A 23033-nucleotide genomic window follows, 5' to 3' on the forward strand; every position below is an offset into this window, starting at 1 on the left:
TCATGCCTGCCCCCCCCGTAGGTCGCGTCAGCCGAGCCGGGCCGCCCGGTTCACCGCGGAGACCACCGCCCGCAGCGACGCGGTGGTGATCGACGGTGCGATCCCGACGCCCCAGACGGTGTTGCTCTGCTCATGCGTCCGACCCGCTTCGCCCGGCTCCGCCGCGCTCGCGATCGGCCGGCTGATCCGAGCCTCCACGTACGCCGCGGCCTGAGCCTCCTCACCGGCACTCATCGCGTGCTCCGAATAGTCCAGCACATGGACCTGGACATCGACGCTGCTCAGTGCGTCGACAAACGCGGCCAGCGGGCCGTTGCCGGCCCCGGTGATCTCGGTCTCCACGCCGTCGACCAAGACGGTGGCCTCGATGCGGTCGGTGCCGTCGTCGGTCTCGGCGGCGAGCAGCTTCTGGTGCATGCGCTCCAGCGGACGGATCGGGTTCAGGTACTCGTCGGCGAAGGCATCCCACATCTCCTTCGGCGTGACCTCGCCGCCCTCGCCGTCGGTCAGTTGCTGGATCACACGCGAGAACTCGATCTGCAGCCGGCGCGGCAGCACCAGGCCGTGGTCGGTCTTCATCACATACGCCACGCCGCCCTTGCCGGACTGCGAGTTGACCCGGATCACCGCTTCGTAGGTACGGCCCACGTCGCGGGGGTCGATCGGCAGGTAGGGCACCTGCCAGAGCATGTCGTCGACGTCGGAATCGGCTTCGTCCGCGTCGATCTTCATCTGGTCCAGGCCCTTGTTGATGGCGTCTTGGTGGCTGCCGGAGAACGCGGTGTAGACCAGGTCGCCGCCGTAGGGGTGGCGCTCGGGCACGTTCAGCTGGTTGCAGTACTCGACGGTGCGGCGGATCTCGTCGATGTTGGAAAAGTCGATCTGCGGGTCCACGCCGCGAGAGAACAGGTTCAGCCCCAGCGTCACCAGGCAGACGTTGCCGGTGCGTTCGCCGTTGCCGAACAGGCAGCCCTCGATCCGGTCGGCCCCGGCCGCATAGCCCAGCTCGGCCGCGGCCACCGCGGTCCCGCGGTCGTTGTGCGGGTGCAGGCTCAGGATCACCGAGTCGCGACGCTTCAGGTTGCGGCTCATCCACTCGATCGAGTCGGCGTAGACGTTCGGGGTCGCCATCTCCACGGTGGCCGGCAGGTTGAAGATGATCGGGTTATCCGGGGTCGGCGCAATCACATCGCCGACCGCGTCGCAGACCGCCTTGGCGTAGGCCAGTTCGGTTCCGGTGTAGGACTCCGGCGAGTACTCGTAGCGCCACCGGGTGTCCGGGTACTTGGCCTGCTCCTCCAGACACTTGCGTGCCCCGGCCACCGCGATGGCCTGCACCGCCGCCTGATCCGCGCGGAACACCACCCGGCGCTGCAGCACCGACGTGGAGTTGTAGAAGTGCACGATCACGTTCTTCGCGCCCGCGCAGGCCGCAAAGGTGCGCTCGATCAGCTCGTCCCGGCACTGGGTCAGCACCTGCAGGGTGACGTCGTCGGGCACGGCGCCCTCGGTGATGATCTCGCGGACGAAGTCGAAGTCGGTCTGGCTGGCCGACGGGAAGCCGACCTCGATCTCCTTGTAGCCCATCGCCACCAGCAGGTCGAACATCCGGCGCTTGCGGGCCGGGCTCATCGGGTCGATCAGCGCCTGATTGCCGTCGCGCAGATCCACCGCGCACCACAGCGGGGCGCGGTCGATGACACGGTCCGGCCAGGTGCGGTCGGGCAGCGTGATGTTCTCGACTTCATCGGCGAAGCTGCGGTACCGGTTGACCGGCATTGCCGACCCGCGCTGAGGGTTCCAGGTGGGTTGGCCGGGGCCCCGTGGTCCCGCGGGTTTGGTGATGGCACGGGTGGACGTGAAGGCGTCAGGGCTAGAAGGCTGGGAAAAGGTGGTCACGATTTTCGCTCCGGCTTGTCAGGGACTTGTCCAGTGGACTCAAGAACCGGCGCATCGGCGAAACCCGCGACGGGGAGCCGGTCCTGGTCAGACCCCGTCGCGGCGTCCGAGCAGGAGCGCGCGCTGCACGTGGAGAAGCTTACACGCCGATCCTGCGGCCGCAGCGCGATGTCCTCGCACGTCCTCGCCCCGGAGGCCGAGTGAACCGGCGAAGTCCTTCCCCTATCCTTGTTGAGGTTCTGGTAGAGGCCCGATCACCCAGATCGGCGGAAAGGACGACCGTGGCGCTCGTCGTGCAGAAATACGGCGGATCGTCGGTGGCCGACGCCGACCGGGTCCGCCGGGTCGCCGAGCGCATCGTCGAGACCAAAAGAGCTGGTAACGAGGTTGTAGTGGTCTGCTCGGCGATGGGCGACACCACGGATGACCTTCTGGACCTCGCGCAGCAGGTCTGTTCCGCTCCGCCGGCCCGTGAACTGGACATGTTGCTGACCGCCGGGGAGCGGATCTCCAATGCCCTGGTCGCGATGGCCGTCGAGGAGCTGGGCTGCAACGCTCGCTCGTTCACCGGGTCGCAGGCCGGAGTCATCACCACCGGTGCGCATGGCAAGGCCAAGATCATCGACGTCACCCCGGGCCGGCTGCAGGCCGCGCTCGGCGAAGACCAGGTGGTGCTGGTTGCCGGTTTCCAGGGCGTCAGCCAGGACACCAAGGACGTCACCACCTTGGGCCGCGGCGGCTCGGACACCACCGCGGTCGCGCTGGCCGCAGCGCTCAAAGCCGACGTCTGCGAGATCTACACCGACGTCGACGGCATCTTCAGTGCCGACCCGCGCATCGTGCCCAACGCCAAGCGCCTGGACACCGTCACCTTCGAGGAGATGCTCGAACTGGCCGCGTGCGGCGCCAAGGTGCTCATGCTGCGCTGCGTGGAGTACGCCCGCCGCTACCACCTGCCCATCCACGTCCGGTCCTCCTACTCGGACAAGCCCGGCACCATCGTTTCCGGATCGATCAAGGACATCCCCATGGAAGACGCCATCCTGACCGGAGTCGCACACGACCGCAGCGAAGCCAAGGTGACCGTGGTCGGCATCCCCGACCTGCCCGGCTACGCGGCCAAGATCTTCCGCGCCGTCGCCGACGCCGACATCAACATCGACATGGTGTTGCAGAACGTCTCGAAGATTGAGGACGGCAAGACCGACATCACCTTCACCTGCCCGCGCGACAACGGGCCGGCCGCGGTGGCCAAGCTGGAATCGCTCAAGGGCGAGATCGGCTTCACCGAGGTGCTTTACGACGCCAAGGTGGGCAAGGTGTCGCTGATCGGCGCCGGGATGCGCAGCCACCCGGGCGTGACGGCCACCTTCTGCGAGACGCTGGCCGACAACGGAGTCAACATCGACCTGATCTCCACCTCCGAGATTCGCATCTCGGTGCTGTGCGCCGAAGATGATCTGGACAAGGCCGTCGTTTCGCTGCACGAGGCCTTTGGTCTCGGCACCGACGAGGCGGCCACGGTCTACGGCGGGACGGGGCGCTAAATGGTTTCCATCGGTGTGGTCGGTGCGACCGGCCAGGTCGGCCAGGTGATGCGCGCCCTGCTGGAGGAGCGCAGCTTCCCGGCCGAGCAGGTGCGATTCTTTGCCTCGGCGCGTTCGGCTGGACGCAAGCTGGAATTCCGCGGCGCCGAGATCGAGGTCGAGGACGCCGAGACCGCGGACCCGTCCGGGCTGGACATCGCGGTGTTCTCCGCCGGGGCAACGATGTCGCGGGTGCAGGCGCCGCGGTTCGCTGCCGCCGGGGTCACGGTGATCGACAACTCGTCGGCGTGGCGCAAGGACCCCGATGTCCCGCTGGTGGTTTCGGAGGTGAACTTCGACCGCGACGTGCGCGGGAAGCAGTTGGCCAAGGGCATCATCGCCAACCCGAACTGCACCACGATGGCGGCGATGCCGGTGCTTAAGCCGCTGCACGACGAGGCCGGCCTGACCCGGCTGATCGTCTCGACCTACCAGGCGGTTTCGGGTAGCGGGCTGGCCGGCGTGCAAGAGCTGGCGACGCAGGTCCGTGCGGTCGTCGACGGCGCCGAGCAACTGGTGCACGACGGTAGTGCCGTGGATTTCCCGGCTCCGAACAAGTACGTCGCACCCATCGCGTTCAACGTGGTCGCGCTGGCGGGCTCGCTGGTTGACGACGGCTCGGGCGAGACCGACGAGGACCAGAAGCTGCGCTACGAGAGCCGCAAGATCCTGGGTGTGCCAGAGCTTTTGGTGAGCGGCACGTGTGTTCGCGTGCCGGTCTTCACCGGGCACTCGCTGTCGATCAACGCCGAGTTCGCCCGCCCGCTGTCGCCGCAACGGGCCGCCGAGATCCTGGCCGACGCCCCGGGTGTGACGCTGACCGACGTGCCGACCCCGTTGGCTGCCGCCGGCGCCGACGACTCGCTGGTGGGCCGAATCCGGGTTGACCCGGGCGCCCCCGACGGGCGTGGCCTGGCGTTGTTCGTCTCCGGGGACAATCTGCGTAAAGGTGCGGCGCTCAACACGATTCAGATCGCCGAGCTGCTGGCTGGATCTTCCGGGTCCTGACGCGGCCCTGCCGAGGCGCCGAACGTGTACTCAGCCCGAAATTTTCCGCGATTTTTCGGGCTGAGTACACGCTCGGCGGGCGCGGCGTTGATGGCGCTGCTGTTGGCGCTACCTGGGGTAGCGCACGCCGAGCCGCCCGCACCCATTCCGCGTCCGGTGCTGTGGCCCCTGGCCGAAGGCCAAGTGGTGCGAATCGGGCCCAGTGCCGGAACCGGAACGCCCACCGGCGATTACGGTATCGGCGCCACCGACCTGTGTGAGTTCATGGAGTTCCCCAGCGCGGTACTGCAGATCTGTGGGGATAGCTTCGCCGGTCAGGGCGTCGGGTATGGCGGCTGGTATTCGCCGATCGCGCTGCGGTTGGATCCCGATTCGGTCGATGACTCCGACGGGGTGCGCTACACCGGGGTGCTCGGGGTGGACAAGCCCTTGTTGGCCGACCCGGGCCCCGCGGGCAGTACGCAGCTGCCGGCCGGGATCGTCTCGATCAACCGGACCAATTATCTGATGGTGACCACCGCCGAGATGCTGGTGCCGCAAAGCTCACGGCTGGTGAAAGCCGATCCGGCGCAACCGGGTTGGCAGACGGTGCCGGGATCGGTGCGGCCCGCGTCGTATCAGGATTACGGTCAGTCGCAGATCAGTGGTTACTACGATCCGGTTCCGACCCCGGATTCGGTCACCGGCTGGGTGTACGTGGTGGCCAACAACTTTGACCGCAGCGCATCGGTGACGCTGTACCGGGTCGCGCCGGCCAAGTTCACCGACCGGGCGGCCTGGCAGGGCTGGTCGGCCACCGCGGGCTGGGGCCATGCGCCCACGCCGCTGTGGAACGACCAGATCGGTGAGCTCAGCCTGCGCCAGATCGACGGCAGGCCGGTGCTGTCCTACTTCAACGGCACCACCGGGAACATGGAAGTGCGGGTGGCCTACGAACCGACCGGGTTGGGCACCGCCCCGGTGACCACGGTGGTGCAGCACGCCGAGTGGCCGGATCCGCCGGTGCCCGTCGAGACCCTGCCGTCGCCCTACGACAACCGGCTGGCCCAGCCCTACGGCGGCTACATCTCGCCGGGATCAACCCTCGATGAGTTGCGCGTGTTTGTCAGCCAGTGGAATACCCAGCCGCGTGACCGCGCGCCCTATCGGGTGATCCAGTTCGCGGTGAACCCGTTCAAGCCCTGGTCGGTCAGCTGAACAGGTGCCACAGGTCGGCCCAGAAGCCATCGTCGAACAGGTCGGCGCCCGCGACGCCGGAGCTGGGGACGACGTCCGTCGTGTAGTCGCCGATGGCGCTGGCCACGTTGCCGCTACTGCCGTCAAGGCCGGTGGTGGCGAAGGAGTGCGCGCCTTCAACTGTGGACGAGTTGAAGCTGCCGCCCGCAATCCCCCCGTTGGGGACTCCCGCGTAGGCCGTGGAGAAGTCACCGGTGACGCTGGCGACATTGCCGTTCGCGGTGACTCCGTTGACCCACCCCGCATACGCGGCGCTGTTCTCACCCTCCACGGTGGCGGTGTTGAACGATCCGCCGCCAGTCCCGGCGCCGGCGACGCTGTGGTCGCCGGTGGCCGAGGCGTAGTTGAACAGGCCGTGCCACGCTGTGGCGACGGCGCCGTCACCGTGGGCGATCGCAAGGTTGCCGAAGTCTGACACGGCAAACGCGGTACCGGACTGGTACAACGGAATCCCGCTGAACGAGATGGCGAAGTTGGCATAGTCGGTGGGGATGGTGGGCGGGGTTATCGAGCCCGCCGCACCGATCCCAGCGACCGCGTCGCTAACGTCCGCCGCTGCAAAGGCGGCGACGACGCCCAGTGCGCCGGCACCGCCGTCCACCGACGATGTCCCGGCGAAAGCGACCCCCGGTGTAGCCGCCAACGCGGCACCGATGCCCGCCGCGGCCGCCAAGACGCTAAGGCTGCCCACACGTTTGAGATTCCCCATTGTTGTGCCTTCCCCTGCTGTTCCCGGCCCTGATGGCTGGTTCTGAGGGCGATGCTAGGAGTTCGGGGCGGGACGGGGATACAGGGTTTCCCCTGGACTTTCTGACCCAATTTATAGGGTGGCTGGGCGCTCCGGCTCATAGCTGATGCATAGCCAAGACCTAGCGGCGCCGGGTGTTGCCCCCGGCAGGATGCCTTGTATGAGCGAAACACCTGACACCACAACCACCCCACCGGCACCGCCGGGTGAGCCCAAACCCTACTGGCTCTACCGGCTCGCGGCCTGGGTCGCCATCGTCGCCGGCATCGTCTTCATCGTCTCGTCGATCTTCTTCGCCGGAGTCTGGGTCAGCCGCGGCGGCCCGGGCGGGCACCACTGCCACGGACATCACGGGCATCACGGCCAGCACGCGATGTTCCACAAGGGCCACCACCGCGGACCGGGGCCGATGGGACCCGGCCCGGACCAGTGGGGACCCGGTGAGTTGCCGCCTTCGGTGACCACCCAGGCCCCGCCATCCGGCCGGTAGCCCGGTCCGGCCACGAGCAACCGGCCGCCGCCCCTCCCGAAGGGCGGCGGCCGGCGTCGTTGTGGGGCATGATGGATCGGTATGAGCGAGTCGCCAGTTTCCACCACACCGCCTCCTCCGTCACCACCGCCGAACCGGCTCTACCAAGCCGCCGCCTGGGTGGTGATCGTCGCCGGAACCGTCTTCGTCGCGGCCGTCATCTTCGGCACCGGCGTTTACCTCAGCGGCGGCGGTTGGTACGGGCATCACCACCACGGACCGTGCATGATGCATCACGGTCCTCCGATGGGCCCCGGCTTCGGACCCGGCGGCCCGGGTTTCGGGCCGATGGGCCCCGGTGAGGAACCGGGGTGGCCGGGATTCCGGCCGGCCGGCCCGGGTAATGGCCCCGGCGGGCCCGGCGGGCCACCAGCTCCGCCGTCGGCACCCGCGCCGCCACCCCCGCCGTCGCCGCCCCCGCACCGCTGATCCTTTCCAAAGCTGCCGAGTGTGCGGTTTCCTGCGCGACGTGCCATGTCAGCCGTAGGTAATCGCACACTCGTTGGCGGTCTGAGTCGAACGCGTTGAGTCACAGGCTCTTGAGCGCAAGAGGAGACAAGCAGATGACCGAGCACCACACCACTACCGATTCCGGAATCCCGGCGCCCAGCGACGGTGAGTCGCTGACGATCGGCCCGGATGGTCCCATCCTGTTGCAGGATCACTATCTGATCGAGCAGATGGCGATGTTCAACCGGGAGCGCACCCCGGAACGTCAGCCGCACGCCAAGGGCGGTGGGGCATTTGGGCACTTCGAGGTCACCGCAGACGTCACCAAGTACACCAGGGCCGCGGTGTTCGCGCCGGGCGCCAAGACCGAAACGCTGACAAGGTTTTCCACCGTCGCCGGCGAGCGGGGCAGCCCAGACACCTGGCGGGACCCCCGCGGTTTCGCGACGAAGTTCTACACCTCTGAGGGCAACTTTGACCTGGTTGGCAACAACACCCCGGTCTTTTTCATGCGTGATCCGTTGAAGTTCCAACACTTCATCCGCTCGCAGAAGCGTCGCGCGGCCAGCAACTTGCGCGACCACAACATGCAGTGGGACTTCTGGAGCCTCACACCGGAGTCGGCTCACCAGGTCACCTGGCTGATGGGAGACCGGGGCATCCCGAAGAACTGGCGTCACATGAACGGCTACTCCAGTCACACCTATAGCTGGATCAACGCCGCCGGAGAGATCTTCTGGGTCAAATACCACTTCATCAGCGACCAGGGTGTGGAGTTCCTCGCCCAGGATGAGGCCGACCGGTTGGCCGGCGTCGATGCCGACTACCACCAGCGGGACCTCTACGAGGCGATCGAGCGCGGTGAATATCCGAGTTGGACGCTGAAGATGCAGATCATGCCGTTCGAGGAGGCAAAGACCTACCGCTACAACCCGTTTGATCTGACCAAGGTGTGGCCGCACGCCGACTACCCGCTGATCGACGTCGGCACGCTGACCCTGGACCGCAATGTCAGCGACTATCACAGTGAGATCGAGCAGGCGGCGTTCCAGCCCAACAACATGGTGCCCGGCACCGGTTTGAGCCCGGACAAGATGCTGCTGGCTCGAGGTTTCTCCTACGCCGACGCCCACCGGGCCCGGATCGGGACGAACTACAGTCAATTGCCGGTCAATGCACCGAAATCCGAGGTGCACAGCTACTCCAAAGACGGTGCCATGCGGTTCGTCAATGCGACGGACCCGGTGTACGCGCCGAACTCGATGGGCGGCCCCAAGGCTGACCCGGCGCGTGCTGCCGAAGTGCGATGGCACGCCGACGGGGACATGGTGCGCTCCGCCTACACGCTGCGCCCCGACGACGACGACTTCAGCCAGGCCCGGACTCTGGTCCGCGATGTCCTCGATGACGACGCTCGGAAGCGGTTGGCTGCCAATATTATTGGCCACGTGTCGGCCGGTGTCACCGAGCCGGTGCTGTCCCGGGTGTTCGAGTACTGGCGCAACGTCGACCCCGATCTGGGTCGCGCGGTGGAGGCCGGGGTGCGAGCCAACCTTGCCTGACGGCCGGCGGTCCGCCGCGACTTTGCTGGCGGGGCTGGGACTGGCCGCTGTCGGTGCAGCGGTCACTCCGGTCGCCGCCGCCGGGCCCTCCGAACCCGGCGTGGTCTCCTACGCGGTGCTGCCGAAGGGTTCGGTCGGCAACATCGTCGGGGCCCCGATGGGCTTCGAAGCCGTCTCCGGCCAGCCGTTCCAGGCTTACTGGGTCGATGACCCGGCATGCAACAACTGGGCCGACGTCGGACTGCCCGAGGTCTACAACGATCCCGACCTGGCATCGTTCAACAGCGCCGTCACCCAGACCTCGGCCACCGATCAGGGCCATTTCGTCAAGCAGGCGGTGGGGGTGTTCGCCACCAACGATGCTGCCGCCGCAGCGTTCCACCGTGTCGTCGACCGGACCGGCGGCTGTTCGGGCCGCACCACCGCGATGCATCTGGACAACGGAGTTACCCAGGTCTGGGAGTTCAGCGGCGGGCCGGCCACGGCTACGGACGCGGCCTGGACCAAGCAGGAGGCCGGCACGGACCGGCGCTGTTTCAACCAGACCCGGCTGCGGGCCAACGTCTTGTTGCAGGCCAAGGTCTGCCAGTCCGGTAACGCCGGCCCGGCGGTGAACGTGCTGGCAGGAGCGATGCAGAACTCCCTAGGTCAATAATCACCGGTCCGCTTGTCGCCCCTCTCCGGTAGCGTCGGGAAGATCGACGGGCGGAGGGGTTGATATGGGGTTCGCCGCGGCGACGCAACTGTCCCGCGGAGATGAATCTTGCCTGGGCGGCCCCGAGCTGTCCGGTGCCGCCGACGCCGCGGACTACATCACGCAGCGTTGCCTCACCGACGCCCCGCACGGCCGGGTGGGTTTGGAGATCGAAGCACACTGCTTCGACCCGACCGACCCGCACCGTCGGCCCGGCTGGGCCGAGATCGGTGACGTGCTGCGGCCTCTGCCGGCCTTGCCGGGCGGCAGTGTCGTCACGGTCGAGCCCGGCGGTGCTGTGGAGCTCTCCGGCCCACCGCTGACCGATGCCCTCGCCGCGATCGACGCGATGGCGGCCGACCAGGCGGTGCTGCGGGCGGCGTTCGCCGACGCCGGCCTAGGGCTGGTACAGCTGGGCGCCGACCCGCTGCGGCCCACGGAGCGGGTCAACCCCGGTGAGCGTTACGCGGCCATGGAACAGTTCTTCGCCGCCAGCCACACCGGTTCGGCCGGTGCGGCGATGATGACATCGACGGCGTCGGTCCAGCTCAATCTGGATGCCGGTACACGTTCCGGTTGGGCCGACCGTATCCGGCTGGCCCACGCCCTGGGCCCGACGATGGTCGCGATCGCCGCGAACTCACCGCTGCTGGCCGGAGAGTCCTCTGGCTGGCGCTCCACCCGGCAGCGGGTGTGGAGCCGGCTGGACTCGGCGCGCTGCGGTCCCGTCCTCGGCCTAGACGGCACCGACCCCGCCACCGACTGGGCGCGGTACGCGCTCAAAGCGCCCGTCATGCTGGTGCACACTCCCGAAGCGATTCCGGTCAGCCGCTACGTGCCGTTCGCCGACTGGGCCGACGGGCGGGTGCGGCTCGGCGATCGCCGAGCCGGCACCAAAGACCTCGACTACCACCTGACCACACTGTTTCCGCCGGTGCGGCCGCGCGGATGGCTGGAGATCCGCTACCTCGACAGTGTCGACGACACCCTCTGGCCGGCACTGATATTCACCCTGGCCACCCTGCTCGACGACCCGGTCGCCGCCGACAGCGCCGCCGACGCCGTCGCCCCCGTCGCTACCGCCTGGGACGTCGCCGCCCGGATCGGCCTGGCCGACCCGCGGCTGCATGCGGCGGCCGGACACTGCGTTGGACTGGTCGCTGATCGGGCACCGGCATCGCTGCGCGACGGGATGGATCGGCTGGTCGGCATGGTCGAACGAGGTCGCTGCCCGGCCGACGACGTCACCGACGAAGTGACCCGGACCGGCGCCACCGCGATGGTGACCCGATTGGCACGCAGACAGTTATGACCACATCCGAAATATTGGCCCGCGACCTGACCCGGGCGCGGCAGCGCACGCTGGCGCTCGTCGACTTCGACGACGCCGAGCTGCACCGCCAATACGACCCGCTGATGAGCCCGCTGGTGTGGGACCTGGCCCATATCGGTCAGCAGGAGGAGCTGTGGCTGTTACGCGACGGGGACCCGGTGCGGCCCGGCATGCTCCCGGCCGATGTCGAGGGCCTCTACGACGCCTTCACCCACCCGCGGGCCAGCCGCGTCGAGCTGCCGCTGTTGGCGCCTGAACAGGCCCGGAAGTATTGCGCCACGGTGCGTTCCAAGGTCTTCGACAAGCTGGAGTCCCTGCCCGTGGAGGCGGGAGGTCCCCCGGACAGGTTCGTGTTCGGCCTGGTGCTCAGTCATGAACACCAGCACGACGAGACCATGCTGCAGGCGCTGAACCTGCGTGCCGGCGCGCCGCTGCTCGGCGCCGGGGGCGGCCTGCCCGCCGGGCGGCCGGACTGGGCGGGAACCTCGGTGCTGGTACCGGGCGGTGAATTCGTGCTCGGCGTCGACGCCGCCGATGAGCCCTTCTCGCTCGACAACGAGCGCCCCGCGCACCGCGTCGAGGTGGCGGCGTTCCGGATCGGCCGAGTGCCGGTGACCAATCGCGAATGGCGGGAGTTCATCGACGACGGCGGCTACCGGCGCCCTCAGTGGTGGAGCGAACGGGGTTGGCGTCACTGTGTGCAGGCCGGGTTGACCGCGCCGGAGTTCTGGGGCCCCGACCATCGATCCCGGGTCCGGTTCGGCCACGCCGAGACCCTCCCCGACGACGAGCCGGTGCAGCACATCAGCTACTTCGAGGCGCAGGCATACGCGGCATGGGCCGGGGCCCGGCTGCCCACCGAGATCGAATGGGAGAAGGCCTGCGCCTGGGATCCGTCCGCAGGCGCGCGACGCCGCTACCCCTGGGGCGGCACCGATCCGTCGGCCGAGGTGGCCAACCTCGGCGGGGCGGCGCTGCGACCGGCGCCGGTCGGGGCCTACCCGGACGGGGCGTCGGCCTATGGCGTGCAACAACTCCTCGGCGATGTCTGGGAGTGGACGAGCTCGCCGCTGCGGCCATGGCCGGGCTTTTCTCCGATGATCTACCAACGCTATTCGGAGCCGTTCTTCGGTGGCGACTACCGGGTGCTGCGCGGCGGCTCGTGGGCGGTGGCCGGCGAGATCCTGCGGCCGAGCTTCCGCAACTGGGACCACCCCTATCGGCGGCAGATCTTCGCCGGTGTCCGACTGGCCTGGGACGCCTGATGTGCCGGCACCTGGGCTGGCTGGGCCGGCCGCGGTCGTTGGCCGAGCTGATGCTGGAGCCGCCGCAGGGCCTGCTGGTGCAGTCCTACGCTCCGCGCCGACAGCAGCACGGGTTGCTCAACGCAGACGGTTGGGGTGCAGGACTTTTCGACGGCGACGTGCCGCGGCGGTGGCGCAGCGCGGCGCCACTGTGGAGCGACGGGTCGTTCGCCTCGATCGCCCCGATGCTGGCCAGCCACTGCGTGGTGGCCGCGGTGCGTTCAGCCACTGTCGGGATGCCCATCGAGGCCAGCGCCACCGCGCCGTTCACCGACGGCAGTTGGCTGCTGTCGCACAACGGCGTGGTGAACCGCGAAGTCCTGACTGTCACCGATCGTGCCGAATCGGTGTGTGACAGTGCCGTACTGTCGGCGGCGATCTTTGCCCGCGGGGTGGCATCGCTGGGCGAGGTGATCACGGAGATCGGTGCGGCTGACCCGCAAGCGCGACTGAACATAGTGGCTGCCAACGGTTCCCGGATGTTGGCGACGACCTGGGGAGATACCTTGTCGATGTTGCACGGTGCCGATGGGGTGGTGCTGGCCAGCGAGCCCTACGACGACGACCCACGCTGGGTGGATATCCCAGACAAGCACCTGGTGGAAGCGTACGACGGCGAGGTCCGTGTCACGGCCTTGGATGCCATCCGATGACGGTCTCGATAGCCAATCATCTGGCGGCCGACGCGGCGCGCACCGCACTGCGGGCCGATGTCCGCCAAGGGCTGGCGCAGCATCCGAAGTCTTTGCCACCCAAGTGGTTCTACGATGACGTCGGCAGCGAGCTGTTCGACCAGATCACCCGGCTGCCCGAGTATTACCCGACCCGCGCCGAGGCGGAGATCCTGCGGGCACATTCGGGCGAGGTGGCGGCGCTGTCGGGTGCGGACACCCTGGTCGAACTGGGCAGCGGCACCTCGGAAAAAACCCGGATGCTGCTCGACGCACTGCAGGACGCCGGGACGCTGCGCCGATTCATCCCGTTCGACGTGGACGCCGGGGTGCTGGAGACGGCGGGGGAGGCGATTGCCGGTGACTATCCCGGCGTGCGAGTGGACGGTGTCTGCGGCGACTTCGAGCACCATCTGGCGCAGATCCCCGACGGTGGCAGACGATTGTTCGTGTTTCTGGGATCGACCATCGGCAACCTGACACCGGGTCCACGTGCCGATTTCCTGGCAGACCTCGCCGCAGTCATGCATGACGGTGATGGCCTCTTGCTGGGCACCGATCTGGTCAAAGACACCGGCAGGCTGGTGTGTGCCTACGACGATGCGGCCGGGGTGACCGCGGCGTTCAACCGTAACGTGCTCGCGGTGGTGAATCGTGAACTCGATGCCGACTTCGACCTGGACGAGTTCGCCCATGTGGCGCGCTGGAATTCGGCGGAACAGCGGATCGAGATGTGGCTGAGGGCCCGCCGCGCCCAGCATGTCGTAGTCGGTGCGCTGGACATGGCTGTCGATTTCGTGGCCGGTGAGGAGATGCTGACCGAGGTGTCCTGCAAATTCCGTCCGGAGCAGGTGGCCGACGAACTGGCCGACGCGGGTCTGCGACGCAGACGGTGGTGGACCGACGCGGCAGGTGATTTCGGCCTGTCGCTCGCCATCAAATGAGCCTCGCCGACAGCTGGCGCGCCGCGCGCCCACCGGTCGCCGGGCTGCACCTGGACAGTGCGGCCTGCTCACGGCAGAGCTATGCGGCACTGGATGCCGCAGCCCGCCATGCCCGTCACGAAGCCGAGGTCGGTGGCTACGTCGCCGCCGAGGCGGCCGTGCCGGTACTCGATGCCGGGCGGGCGGCATTCGCGGCCTTGACCGGCATGGCCGATGCCGACGTGGTGTTCACCACCGGGTCGCGAAATGCGCTGGATCTCCTGCTGTCCCGATGGCCGGGGGTGCAGCGCACCTTGGCCTGCCTGCCCGGCGAGTACGGCCCGAATCTGGCGGTGATGGCGGCGCACGGGTTCAGCTGGCGGCTGCTGCCGGTGGACGACGCCGGCCGTCTGGTGCTCGACGAGGCGGCGACCGCACTAGCCGCCGACCCGCCGAGCCTGGTGCACCTGACTCCGGTCGGCAGTCACCGCGGGCTGGTGCAGCCCCTGGCGCAGATGGCGGGTATCTGCCGCGGGCTCGGCGTTCCACTGGTTGTCGACGCGGCGCAGGCCCTGGGGCAGATCGACTGCGCCGTTGGTGCCGATGCCGCCTATTCGTCGTCACGCAAGTGGCTTGCCGGGCCGCGCGGTGTCGGGGCGCTGGCGCTACGGCCGGCGTTGGCCGAACTGTCGGCGGTCGGACCGGAGGCCGGTGACGTCAACGTCGCTGCGCAGGTAGGGTTCTCCGTTGCACTGGGGGAGCACCTGGCGGCCGGGCCGGTGGCGGTTCGTGCTGCGCTGGCCGACGGGGGCGCCCGGAGCCGACGGGTGCTGGCTCAGTTGCCCGGCTGGCGGGTGGTCGAGCAGCTCGACGAACCGAGCGCCATCACCACCTTGGTACCGCCCCCGGGAACCGATCCGGTGGCGGTACGGGCATGGCTGATCGCTGAACACGGGATCGTCACCACCGCAGCCGGAGTCGAACGCGCACCGCTGGAGCTGACCGTGCCCGTGCTGCGAATCTCACCGCACGTCGATACCACCGAGGACGACGTGGAGGTGCTCGCTACGGCGTTGGCCGCTGCGCCGCACGGCGGATGAAGACTGTTCTGGGCGAACGCTAGTGGCCGAACAGGCCGCCGCCGTGGCCGCCGCCGAACAGGCCGCCACCACCGCCGCCGAACAGTCCACCACTGCGGGATCCGCCGCCGCCGAACAGGCCGCCGCCACCGCCGCCGAACAGTCCGCCGCCGGGCTTGCCGCCGCCGAAGATTCCGCCCGGCTTGCCGCCGCCGCCGAACAGGCCACCACCCAGGTTGGGCATGGACGGTGCGCTCGGTGCGGGCAGCGAGGGCAGCGAGGGTGCCTGCGGTGCGGTGAACGACGGCAGCGAGGGCAGCGTGGGCGCCTGGGGTGCCGGAATCGACGGGAGCGAGGGTGCCTGCGGTGCGGTGAACGACGGCAGCGTGGGCGCCTGGGGTGCGGGCAGCGACGGCAGTGACGGCGCCTCGGGAACCGGAAGCCCGGCCGGGGGGCCCGAATTCGGTAGTTGGATGGGCAGATTCGGCAGCTGGATTCCCGGGTTGGGGTTGACGGCGGGCGCGTCGGGAACCTTGACCGGCAGCTCCGGCAGCTGAATGCCCGGGTTGGGGTTGACGGCGGGAAGATCCGGCACCTGAACCGGCGGATCCGGCAGTTTCACTACCGGGGGGTTCGGGTTGACCACCGGGATTTCAGGTTTGACGACCGGTGGGTTCGGCTTGACCACCGGGATTTCCGGCTTGACGACCGGTGGGTTCGGCTTGACCACCGGGATTTCGGGTTTGACCACCGGGGGATTGGGCTTCACGACCGGCGGATCGGGTAGCTCGATCGGCGGGTTCGGTTTCACCACCGGGGGATGCGGCTTCACGACCGGCGGATTGGGCTTGACCACCGGGGGATTGGGCTTCACGACCGGCGGATTGGGCTTGACCACCGGGGGTTCGGGCTTGACCTCGGGCGGTTGGGGCTTGACCACCGGGGCAGGTGCCGCCGGCTTCTTACCGGGCAACCCCCACAGGAATGACAGATCGGGCATCCCCGACAGGACGGGCCGGTGTGGGGCCGGCTGCGGAAGAGGCGCCAACAGGAAGGGCGACGGAGTCTGCGCCGCCGGCGGGTGGATGGGCAACGACGGACCGAAGACCGGGGCGGGAACGAACAACGGTCCGGTGCTGGCCCCGGCCGCCACCGGCTGTGGAACCGGCGAACCGGCCGCAGGCGCACCCAGCGGCACTGCCGCCGGAAGGTCGGGTGCCGACGGCAGGCTCAACGGCGGCAGCGGAATCGAGTCCGCTGGTGCCTGCCCCATCACCGGTGGTTGTCCCCCGAACGGCTCGGTGGCGGGTACCTGAAGATTCGGAGCCCGGTGCGGAATGGTCAGAGCCCGCCCCAGATCCGGCCGCAGCGCAACCAGGTTGGGAGTGATGTCCAGCGTCATGGCCACCATCAGCGCCGACGCTGCGGCGAAAGCGGCAGACGCCAACGCCGCGCCGGCCACCAGCAGCGGACGGCGGGGCGGGTGGCCCGCCGCTTCGAAGAGCTCGGTGGCCGCTTCGGCGTCTTCGTCGGGCACTGCGCTGTAGGCCAGATCGTCGGCGTCGAATCCGGGGATGTCGTAGTAGCGGGGCCCGACGGCACCGGATGCGGGCTCTTGCGTGTAGGCCAGCGCGGCGGACTCCGCCTCGACACCGACCAGGCGGGCAGAGGCCAGTGCCGCACCGCGGGCCAGCGCGGCACGTGGCTCCGCGGGTTCACACACCTCGTGGTCGACCGTCGCCTCCAACCGCGGCCGCAACGCGGTCGAATCGCCCTCGGCGCAGAGCAGAAAAAGACCGTCCGGAGACGTGTGGGCGGCGTTGAGCCGATCGGCGACCGTGTCGACCGCGGCGGTGGCGTCGCCATCATCGAGGGCTTGCCGAAAGATCCGGGTGACGGTGCCGTCGGTGCAGTCGACCATGGCCAGTGTCGCGGTCGACGCCTCGACGGACAGCAGCCCCATCTGGTCGCAGCCGACCGTCTGTCCCAGGTTGTGGGCCAAGCTTGCCGCCGCAAGCACGGGGGAGACCAGAGCCACGTTTTCCAATCCATCGAGGGCGCCGCTGGAAAGCCGTGAACTCAGTGCTGCTGCGTCGAGCGGATCGGTCACCGTGACGCCGGTCGACACCAGGTGAAGACCGGCCGAGTCCGCGGCGTCACGCGCCCGCAGGATGGCCGCGATCAACGCGTCGACGGCGGCGAATTCGACGGAGTCGTCGGGAGGCACGTCAATGCTGAGCTCTTCCAGCGTGACGCCGTCCCCGCGTTCGCCGCAGACCAACACGGTGTGGATGGTGGCGGGTGTGCTCGACGCAAGTGCCACACCGAGGACGGCGTCCATGTCTTCTCCGATTCAGTTCTGACCTGCACGCGGTCGGCCACGGCGGCTTTTGGGGGGCATAGACATCGGCGGCGTTCCGACACCGTTTGTTCACCATTACGACATCTACTCGCAATACTTCGAAATATGCGCCGGAGTGAATGAATAGCGTCTGATGGGTTCGTGAAGAACGTCTAATTTTGTGGACTGACCGGTCCCGGTCGTCGCGATCCTGTCGGGTAGCGCCACCCCGGTCGGACTAGGTGGGCCATGATGGACGCGGCACCGACCGGCACCGGTATGGACAGGAGTCAGACTTGGCCGATTTCGTCGCGTCGATCGACCAGGGCACCACCAGCACTCGCTGCATCATCTTCGACCATGACGGTGCAGAGGTGGGCCGCCATCAGCTCGAACACGAACAGATCCTGCCGCGAGCCGGCTGGGTGGAACACGATCCGTTCGAATTGTGGAACCACACCGCGGCGGTGCTGGTCTCGGCGCTCAACACCACCAAGCTCCACGCATCGGACCTGGCGGCGCTGGGCATCGCCAACCAGCGCGAAACGACGGTGGTGTGGAACCGCAAGACCGGTCAGCCCTACCACAACGCGATCGTCTGGCAGGACACCCGAACCGACGCCATCGCCGCGGCCCTGGAGCGCGACGGCCACGGGGAGGTGATCCGGCGTAAGGCGGGATTGCCGCCGGCCACCTACTTCTCCGGCGGCAAGCTGCAGTGGATTCTCGACAACGTCGAGGGGGTGCGTGCCGATGCCGAACGTGGCGACGCGCTATTCGGCACCTGCGACAGCTGGGTGCTGTGGAACCTGACCGGCGGGCCGCGCGGCGGCGTGCACCTGACCGACGTCACCAACGCCAGCCGCACCATGTTGATGAACCTCGAGACCCTCGACTGGGACGACGAACTGCTGGCGTTGTTCTCGATCCCCAAGGCGATGCTGCCGCGTATCACGGCGTCGTCGACGCGACGCCGGCATGCGGTCACCGCGAGCACCGGACCGTTGCGTGGCGAGGTGCCGATCGCCGGCATCCTGGGCGACCAGCAGAGCGCCATGGTCGGCCAGGTGTGCTTGTCGGCGGGTGAAGCGAAGAACACCTACGGCACGGGAAACTTCTTGCTGCTCAACACCGGTGAGCAGATCGTCCGTTCCAACAACGGATTGTTGACCACGGTCTGCTACCAGTTCGGCGACGCCAAGCCCGTGTATGCGCTGGAAGGCTCGATCGCGGTCACCGGCTCCGCGGTGCAATGGCTGCGCGACCAACTGGGCATCATCAGCGGCGCCACGCAGGTCGAGAGCCTCGCCCGCCAGGTCTCCGACAACGGCGGGATGTACTTCGTGCCGGCATTCTCCGGGTTGTTCGCACCGTACTGGCGTTCGGATGCGCGCGGCGCGATCGTGGGGCTGTCCCGCTTCAACACCAACGCGCATCTGGCCCGGGCCACCCTGGAGGCGATCTGCTACCAGAGTTGCGATGTGGCCGAAGCGATGGAAGCCGACTCCGGTGTGCACCTTGGTGTTTTGAAGGTCGACGGCGGTATCACCGCCAATGACCTGTGCATGCAGATTCAGGCCGACGTGCTCGGGGTCGACGTGGTCAAGCCGGTTGTACCCGAAACCACCGCGCTGGGCGCGGCGTATGCGGCCGGGCTGGGCGTCGGTTTCTGGAAGGGGCCCGACGATCTTCGCGCCAATTGGCGCGAAGACCGGCGCTGGAGCCCGAACTGGTCGGATGAGCAGCGCGCCGAAGGCTATGCCGGCTGGCGAAAGGCCGTGCAGCGCACGCTGGACTGGGTCGAGCTGCCCTGAGAATGGCCGCACGCAAGCGGGTGCTGCCCGGCGCGCTGGTTGCGCTGGTGGTAGTGGCCGCGGTCGGCTGGGCGTGGTGGCAGCAGGCCGGGTGGTTTTCGCAGCCGTCGGAACCATCGCCGACTCCGACGCCGCCGATGCCGAGTGCGGTGCCGCTGGACCCTGGCTATGACGACGCCCGCCGGCTGCTCGAAGCGCTGCCGGTCAAGGGCTGGGATCGTGAGAAGGACTTCAAGCGCTACCGGTTCGGCGAGCGATGGAGCGACGACGTCGACGTCGAATTCGGCCACAACGGCTGCAATACCCGCGACGACATCCTGCGCCGCGACCTGACTCAGGTCGAACTGCGACGGGGAACCTGCCTGGTGCAGCGTGGCGTCCTGCACGACCCCTACTCCGGCGAGACCATCGCATTTATGCGTGGCCCCGAGACGTCCGAGGCCGTGCAGGTCGACCATCTCGTGTCGTTGGCCGACGCCTGGTACAAGGGAGCGCGAACCTGGGACGAGCGGCGCCGCCGCGATTTCGCCAACGATCCGCGCAATCTGCTCGCGGTCAGTGCCCAAGCCAACTTCGACAAAGCATTCCGCGACGCCGCCGGCTGGCTGCCGGCGAACGCCGCGTTCGAATGCGAATTCGTGGCCCGTCAGATCGCAGTCAAAACCGCTTACGGACTGTGGGTTTCATCTAACGAGAAGACCGCGATGCATCGGGTCCTTCGCCACTGTTGACCCTCGGGCAGTCGAGCTCAGTCGGTCTCCCCGAGGATTCCGTAGATCTCCTTGCGGGCGCTGTTGATGATGTCGACGATGCGCTGCTGCTGTTCGGGCGTGGCTGCCTGGCCGGCCTGAGCGACGGCGCCGAACAGTTGGCCGGTGGCGGTGCGCAGGTTGATCTGCCCTGGGTCGGCGCCGTCGGCGATCTGCTCCCACGGTGGGGTTTCGATCGTCTCCGCAACCCCGCGGCCTTCCTCGGTCAACTCGAAAAGCCGCTTCTTGCCATCGGTTTCGCTGCCGGCGATCAGGCCCTCATCGACCAGCATCTGCAAGGTCGGGTAGACCGATCCGGGGCTGGGACGCCACAGCCCTTGGCTGCGTTCGGCGATCTGCTGGATGATCTCGTAGCCGTGCATCGGACCCTCGGCGAACAGGGCCAGGATGGCGAGCCGCACGTCGCCGCGTCGGCCGCGGTTGCCGCGCCGGTGTCCACGGTGCCCGCCCGGACCGAAGCCGAAGCCGAAGCCGGGACCGCCGGGTCCGAAACCAGGTCCGAACCCCGGGCCGAATCCATGCCGGAAATCCGGGCCGAATCCGGGGCCGGCGGCCTCGTGGCCGGGGCCGAAGCCCAACGGCGCGCAGTGCTCGGCGGCGTGGTCGCGCAACTGCCGGCGAAACTCACGCCGGGCCTGCCGGCGCGCGATGTGTGCGGCGCGGCGCTGATGTGGCGTCGCGGGGCCGAAGCCGAAGCCGACGTGGTGTTCGGCGTCTTCGGTGAAGGGTCCGCCGGGCGGACCAAAGGGGCTGTTCATGCGTACCTCTTTGCTTGGGAAGGGGGAGCGTGATTCGCTCCCGATACGTTAACGATATATCGAGACCTATCGAGATGCAACGGTGCCGTCGAACCGACCGAGGCGGAGTCGAGGCAATGCCGAACGGGATCTGCTGCGGTAGCGCCATCGCCGGCGGAAGCCCTGCCGGCAGCGTCGGCCGCCAGGGAACAAGGGCTCGGCCCGCTAGCTCGGGGGAAAGAAACCGCCGGTATTCGGTGGCGGCCACGGCGCCGGAGGCGGCGGGAAATACGGCCCGGGCGGCACGACCTGAAACCGCGCCAGCTCGCGCTGATGTCGTTCGGCCAGCACCGCGGCCAGCACCAGCTCGGGCGGGGCATCCGGGGGCGGTGGTGGCGAGATGTGCGCGAGCACATCACCGGAGATCCGGTAGGCCATCATCTGCCGGGTATGCGGGTCGAGCTGTGCGGCCCGACCAAGGAATTGCCTTGCCAGTTCGGCGGATTCCGCCCGCAGGCCCGACAACTGCAAACTCGAGGCCCACCAGGCCAGCCCCGGCGGCATCATGGGCGGCGGCGTCGAAGCCGGCGCGCGTTCGCTGATCACCACCGTGCCGGCGAAGATGTCGCCTAGGCGCTTTCCGCGCGGCGACAGCAGGCTGCAGATCACCGCCGGGCTGCCGGTCAGTCCCCAGATCTCGATAACTGAGGCCAGCGCCCGAAAGAGTGCCTGCCGGAAGCGTTCCGGGCCGCCGTCATCAGACACCACCCGCAGCCCCATCGCCATCTTGCCCAGCGACCGGCCCCGGGTGACGGTCTCCATGATGACCGGGTAACCGACCAAGAGCAGCACCGCGAAGATGATCATGATGGCCGTGGTCAACGCGTCGTCGAACCGGCCGAGCGTGGTGGCCCACAGCACGATCGCGCACAGGTATCCCACTATCACGACGGTGATGTCGATCAGCGCGCTGACCGCGCGTACCGGCAGCTGCGCGATCGCGATGTCGAGGACGACGGCGTCGCCGGTCACCAGCTCGGGGCTGCGGTTCGCCATAGCTCAGACGCTACTCGCCGAACAGGTCTCATCGAGGCGCTCGCGGCTGTGCCGCAGGGCGCAGATCTGTATCGCCTGGCGTGGCCGTGCTCACGGCTAGGCCTGTTGGCGTGGACCTGCGTCGCCCGGCTTCGCCGTGCTCGCAGTCCTCGCTGTGCCTGTTGGCGTGGACCTGCGTCGCCCGGCTTCGCCGTGCTCGCAGTCCTCGCTACGCTCGGCAACGTGGATGTCGACGCCTTCGTGCTGACCCATCGACCGATCTGGCACCGGCTGGAGACACTAGTCAAGAATCGGCGGCGGCTCACCGGCGCAGAGGTCGACGAGCTGGTCGACCTCTATCAGCGTGTGTCCACCCATCTTTCGGTGGTGCGCTCATCGTCTTCGGACGCAGCGCTGATCGGCCGACTTTCCGCCCTGGTGGCGCGGGCGCGTGCCGCTGTCACCGGTGCCCATGCGCCGTTGGCCTCGGAAGTCGTCCGGTTCGTGACGGTGTCGTTTCCGGTGGTTGCCTACCGCGCCTGGCGGTGGTGGCTCGGCACCGCCGTGGTGTTTCTGGCGGTGTCGGCGGTCATCGCCTGCTGGGTGGCCGGCAACCCCGACGTGCAGGCGGTGATCGGCACCCCCGCCGAGATCGACCGGCTGGTCAACCACGACTTCGCCGCCTACTACAGCGATCACCCGGCCGGATCCTTCGCGCTGCAGGTCTGGGTGAACAACGCCTGGGTGGCCGCTCGCGCCATTGCGTTCTCGGTGCTGCTGGGCCTGCCGATCCCGGCGCTGTTGTTCTCCAATGCGGCCAACCTCGGCTTGGGACTCGGACTGATGTTCCACGCCGGACGGGGCGGTTTCATGCTGGGACTGCTTGCCCCGCACGGACTGCTGGAGCTGACGGCGGTGTTCTTGGCCGGCGCGGTGGGCATGCGCCTGGGCTGGACGGTGATCGCCCCGGGAGATCGGCCCCGCGCCCAGGCACTCGCCGAACAGGGCCGCGCCGTCGTCGCCGTCGCGGTGGGGTTGGTGGTGGTGTTCGCCGTGGCCGGGCTGCTCGAGGCGGTGGTGACCCCGTCGCCGCTGCCGACGTGGCTGCGGATCGGCATTGGGGCCGTAGTGGAGGTCGCGTTTCTGGCCTATGTGGTGTACTTCGGGCGCAAGGCGGTGGCCGCCGACGAAACCGGTGACATCGCCGATGCTCCCGACGTCGTCCCCACCGGCTGATTTCCTCCGCCGAGCAGACATGAAAGCCCCTTTTTCAAACGCAATTCGGGGGCTTTCGCGACTGCTCGCCGACGATAA

General features: G+C 68.3%; 20 protein-coding genes. 15 read left to right on the plus strand and 5 right to left on the minus strand.

From position 1 onward, the window contains the following. Positions 1-27 precede the first annotated feature (27 nt). Positions 28-1899 (minus strand): 2-isopropylmalate synthase, encoded by a 1872-nt coding sequence (gene leuA / locus NM962_09560; GenBank protein UVO14217.1) that lies wholly within the window; start codon positions 1897-1899, stop codon positions 28-30. A gap of 281 nt (positions 1900-2180) precedes the next feature. On the opposite strand from leuA, the gene NM962_09565 reads away from it, so the two are divergent. The 3 genes from NM962_09565 (at position 2181) to NM962_09575 (ending at position 5690) form a co-directional block, all read left to right on the plus strand. Continuing rightward, positions 2181-3446: an aspartate kinase gene (locus NM962_09565; protein ID UVO14218.1), complete on the plus strand. Its 1266-nt coding sequence runs from the start codon at positions 2181-2183 to the stop codon at positions 3444-3446. After that, the gene (locus NM962_09570; protein ID UVO14219.1) at positions 3447-4493 is read left to right on the plus strand and encodes an aspartate-semialdehyde dehydrogenase; all 1047 of its coding nucleotides are present in this window, start codon (positions 3447-3449) and stop codon (positions 4491-4493) included. It abuts the gene before it with no gap. Between the two features lie 90 nt (positions 4494-4583). Continuing rightward, positions 4584-5690, plus strand: coding sequence for a DUF4185 domain-containing protein (locus NM962_09575; GenBank protein ID UVO14642.1), 1107 nt, complete (start codon positions 4584-4586; stop codon positions 5688-5690). On the opposite strand, the gene NM962_09580 is transcribed toward NM962_09575, so the two are convergent. Further along, positions 5683-6420, minus strand: a complete 738-nt coding sequence (locus NM962_09580; protein ID UVO14220.1) for a hypothetical protein — start codon at positions 6418-6420, stop codon at positions 5683-5685. The two genes, NM962_09575 and NM962_09580, sit on opposite strands and share 8 nt — an antisense overlap. A gap of 217 nt (positions 6421-6637) precedes the next feature. Between NM962_09580 and NM962_09585 the strand changes: the two genes are divergently transcribed. The 9 genes from NM962_09585 to egtE all read left to right on the plus strand — a co-directional run bounded on the left by NM962_09585 (position 6638) and on the right by egtE (position 15043). Continuing rightward, the gene (locus NM962_09585) at positions 6638-6967 is read left to right on the plus strand and encodes a hypothetical protein (GenBank protein ID UVO14221.1); all 330 of its coding nucleotides are present in this window, start codon (positions 6638-6640) and stop codon (positions 6965-6967) included. Positions 6968-7048: 81 nt separating this feature from the next. Next, positions 7049-7435: a hypothetical protein gene (locus tag NM962_09590; GenBank protein ID UVO14222.1), complete on the plus strand. Its 387-nt coding sequence runs from the start codon at positions 7049-7051 to the stop codon at positions 7433-7435. Between the two features lie 134 nt (positions 7436-7569). Beyond that, a complete protein-coding gene (locus NM962_09595) occupies positions 7570-9018 on the plus strand; it encodes a catalase (GenBank protein ID UVO14223.1) in 1449 nt (482 codons plus the stop codon). Next, positions 9011-9673, plus strand: a complete 663-nt coding sequence (locus NM962_09600; GenBank protein UVO14224.1) for a sensor domain-containing protein — start codon at positions 9011-9013, stop codon at positions 9671-9673. Before NM962_09595 ends, NM962_09600 begins: the two co-directional genes overlap by 8 nt. Positions 9674-9737: 64 nt before the next feature. Continuing rightward, the gene (egtA, locus tag NM962_09605; GenBank protein ID UVO14225.1) at positions 9738-11024 is read left to right on the plus strand and encodes an ergothioneine biosynthesis glutamate--cysteine ligase EgtA; all 1287 of its coding nucleotides are present in this window, start codon (positions 9738-9740) and stop codon (positions 11022-11024) included. Continuing rightward, entirely contained in the window at positions 11021-12310 is a 1290-nt protein-coding gene (gene egtB, locus NM962_09610) for an ergothioneine biosynthesis protein EgtB (protein ID UVO14226.1), read from the plus strand. The genes egtA and egtB overlap by 4 nt, the downstream gene beginning before the upstream one ends. Beyond that, positions 12310-13002, plus strand: coding sequence for an ergothioneine biosynthesis protein EgtC (egtC, locus tag NM962_09615; GenBank protein UVO14227.1), 693 nt, complete (start codon positions 12310-12312; stop codon positions 13000-13002). The genes egtB and egtC overlap by 1 nt, the downstream gene beginning before the upstream one ends. Beyond that, positions 12999-13964, plus strand: coding sequence for an L-histidine N(alpha)-methyltransferase (gene egtD, locus NM962_09620; protein ID UVO14228.1), 966 nt, complete (start codon positions 12999-13001; stop codon positions 13962-13964). Before egtC ends, egtD begins: the two co-directional genes overlap by 4 nt. Further along, complete coding sequence (gene egtE / locus NM962_09625; GenBank protein ID UVO14229.1) at positions 13961-15043, plus strand: ergothioneine biosynthesis PLP-dependent enzyme EgtE; 1083 nt, start codon at positions 13961-13963, stop codon at positions 15041-15043. Before egtD ends, egtE begins: the two co-directional genes overlap by 4 nt. Positions 15044-15062: 19 nt before the next feature. Here egtE and NM962_09630 read toward each other — a convergent pair whose 3' ends face one another. Next, positions 15063-17363 carry a hypothetical protein gene (locus NM962_09630; protein UVO14230.1) on the minus strand — a complete coding sequence of 767 codons (2301 nt, stop codon included), beginning with the start codon at positions 17361-17363 and terminating at the stop codon, positions 15063-15065. A 242-nt stretch (positions 17364-17605) separates the two neighbouring features. Between NM962_09630 and glpK the strand changes: the two genes are divergently transcribed. Beyond that, positions 17606-19177, plus strand: coding sequence for a glycerol kinase GlpK (glpK, locus tag NM962_09635; protein ID UVO14231.1), 1572 nt, complete (start codon positions 17606-17608; stop codon positions 19175-19177). Positions 19178-19179: 2 nt separating this feature from the next. After that, entirely contained in the window at positions 19180-19908 is a 729-nt protein-coding gene (locus NM962_09640; GenBank protein UVO14232.1) for an HNH endonuclease family protein, read from the plus strand. Between the two features lie 17 nt (positions 19909-19925). On the opposite strand, the gene NM962_09645 is transcribed toward NM962_09640, so the two are convergent. After that, positions 19926-20705, minus strand: a complete 780-nt coding sequence (locus NM962_09645; GenBank protein ID UVO14233.1) for a PadR family transcriptional regulator — start codon at positions 20703-20705, stop codon at positions 19926-19928. 204 nt (positions 20706-20909) lie between these two features. Further along, positions 20910-21740 (minus strand): RDD family protein, encoded by an 831-nt coding sequence (locus tag NM962_09650; protein UVO14234.1) that lies wholly within the window; start codon positions 21738-21740, stop codon positions 20910-20912. Between the two features lie 222 nt (positions 21741-21962). Here NM962_09650 and NM962_09655 point away from each other — a divergent pair, with 222 nt between their 5' ends. Continuing rightward, positions 21963-22955 (plus strand): stage II sporulation protein M, encoded by a 993-nt coding sequence (locus NM962_09655; protein ID UVO14235.1) that lies wholly within the window; start codon positions 21963-21965, stop codon positions 22953-22955. Positions 22956-23033: the final 78 nt, after the last annotated feature.

It is taken from the genome of Mycobacterium sp. SVM_VP21 (genome assembly GCA_024758765.1).
In the GTDB taxonomy this organism is placed as follows: Bacteria; Actinomycetota; Actinomycetes; order Mycobacteriales; family Mycobacteriaceae; genus Mycobacterium; species Mycobacterium heraklionense_C.

What these genes read in the sequence shown, in the direction of transcription:
- NM962_09570 (UVO14219.1), top strand. Translation starts at nt 3,447, where the DNA reads ATGGTTTCCATCGGTGTGGTCGGTGCGACCGGCCAGGTCGGCCAGGTG.
- NM962_09630 (UVO14230.1), bottom strand. Translation starts at nt 17,363, where the DNA reads ATGGACGCCGTCCTCGGTGTGGCACTTGCGTCGAGCACACCCGCCACC.
- NM962_09645 (UVO14233.1), bottom strand. Translation starts at nt 20,705, where the DNA reads ATGAACAGCCCCTTTGGTCCGCCCGGCGGACCCTTCACCGAAGACGCC.
- egtA (UVO14225.1), top strand. Translation starts at nt 9,738, where the DNA reads ATGGGGTTCGCCGCGGCGACGCAACTGTCCCGCGGAGATGAATCTTGC.
- egtE (UVO14229.1), top strand. Translation starts at nt 13,961, where the DNA reads ATGAGCCTCGCCGACAGCTGGCGCGCCGCGCGCCCACCGGTCGCCGGG.
- NM962_09590 (UVO14222.1), top strand. Translation starts at nt 7,049, where the DNA reads ATGAGCGAGTCGCCAGTTTCCACCACACCGCCTCCTCCGTCACCACCG.
- NM962_09575 (UVO14642.1), top strand. Translation starts at nt 4,584, where the DNA reads ATGGCGCTGCTGTTGGCGCTACCTGGGGTAGCGCACGCCGAGCCGCCC.
- egtC (UVO14227.1), top strand. Translation starts at nt 12,310, where the DNA reads ATGTGCCGGCACCTGGGCTGGCTGGGCCGGCCGCGGTCGTTGGCCGAG.
- NM962_09585 (UVO14221.1), top strand. Translation starts at nt 6,638, where the DNA reads ATGAGCGAAACACCTGACACCACAACCACCCCACCGGCACCGCCGGGT.
- egtB (UVO14226.1), top strand. Translation starts at nt 11,021, where the DNA reads ATGACCACATCCGAAATATTGGCCCGCGACCTGACCCGGGCGCGGCAG.
- NM962_09595 (UVO14223.1), top strand. Translation starts at nt 7,570, where the DNA reads ATGACCGAGCACCACACCACTACCGATTCCGGAATCCCGGCGCCCAGC.
- egtD (UVO14228.1), top strand. Translation starts at nt 12,999, where the DNA reads ATGACGGTCTCGATAGCCAATCATCTGGCGGCCGACGCGGCGCGCACC.
- NM962_09640 (UVO14232.1), top strand. Translation starts at nt 19,180, where the DNA reads ATGGCCGCACGCAAGCGGGTGCTGCCCGGCGCGCTGGTTGCGCTGGTG.
- NM962_09650 (UVO14234.1), bottom strand. Translation starts at nt 21,740, where the DNA reads ATGGCGAACCGCAGCCCCGAGCTGGTGACCGGCGACGCCGTCGTCCTC.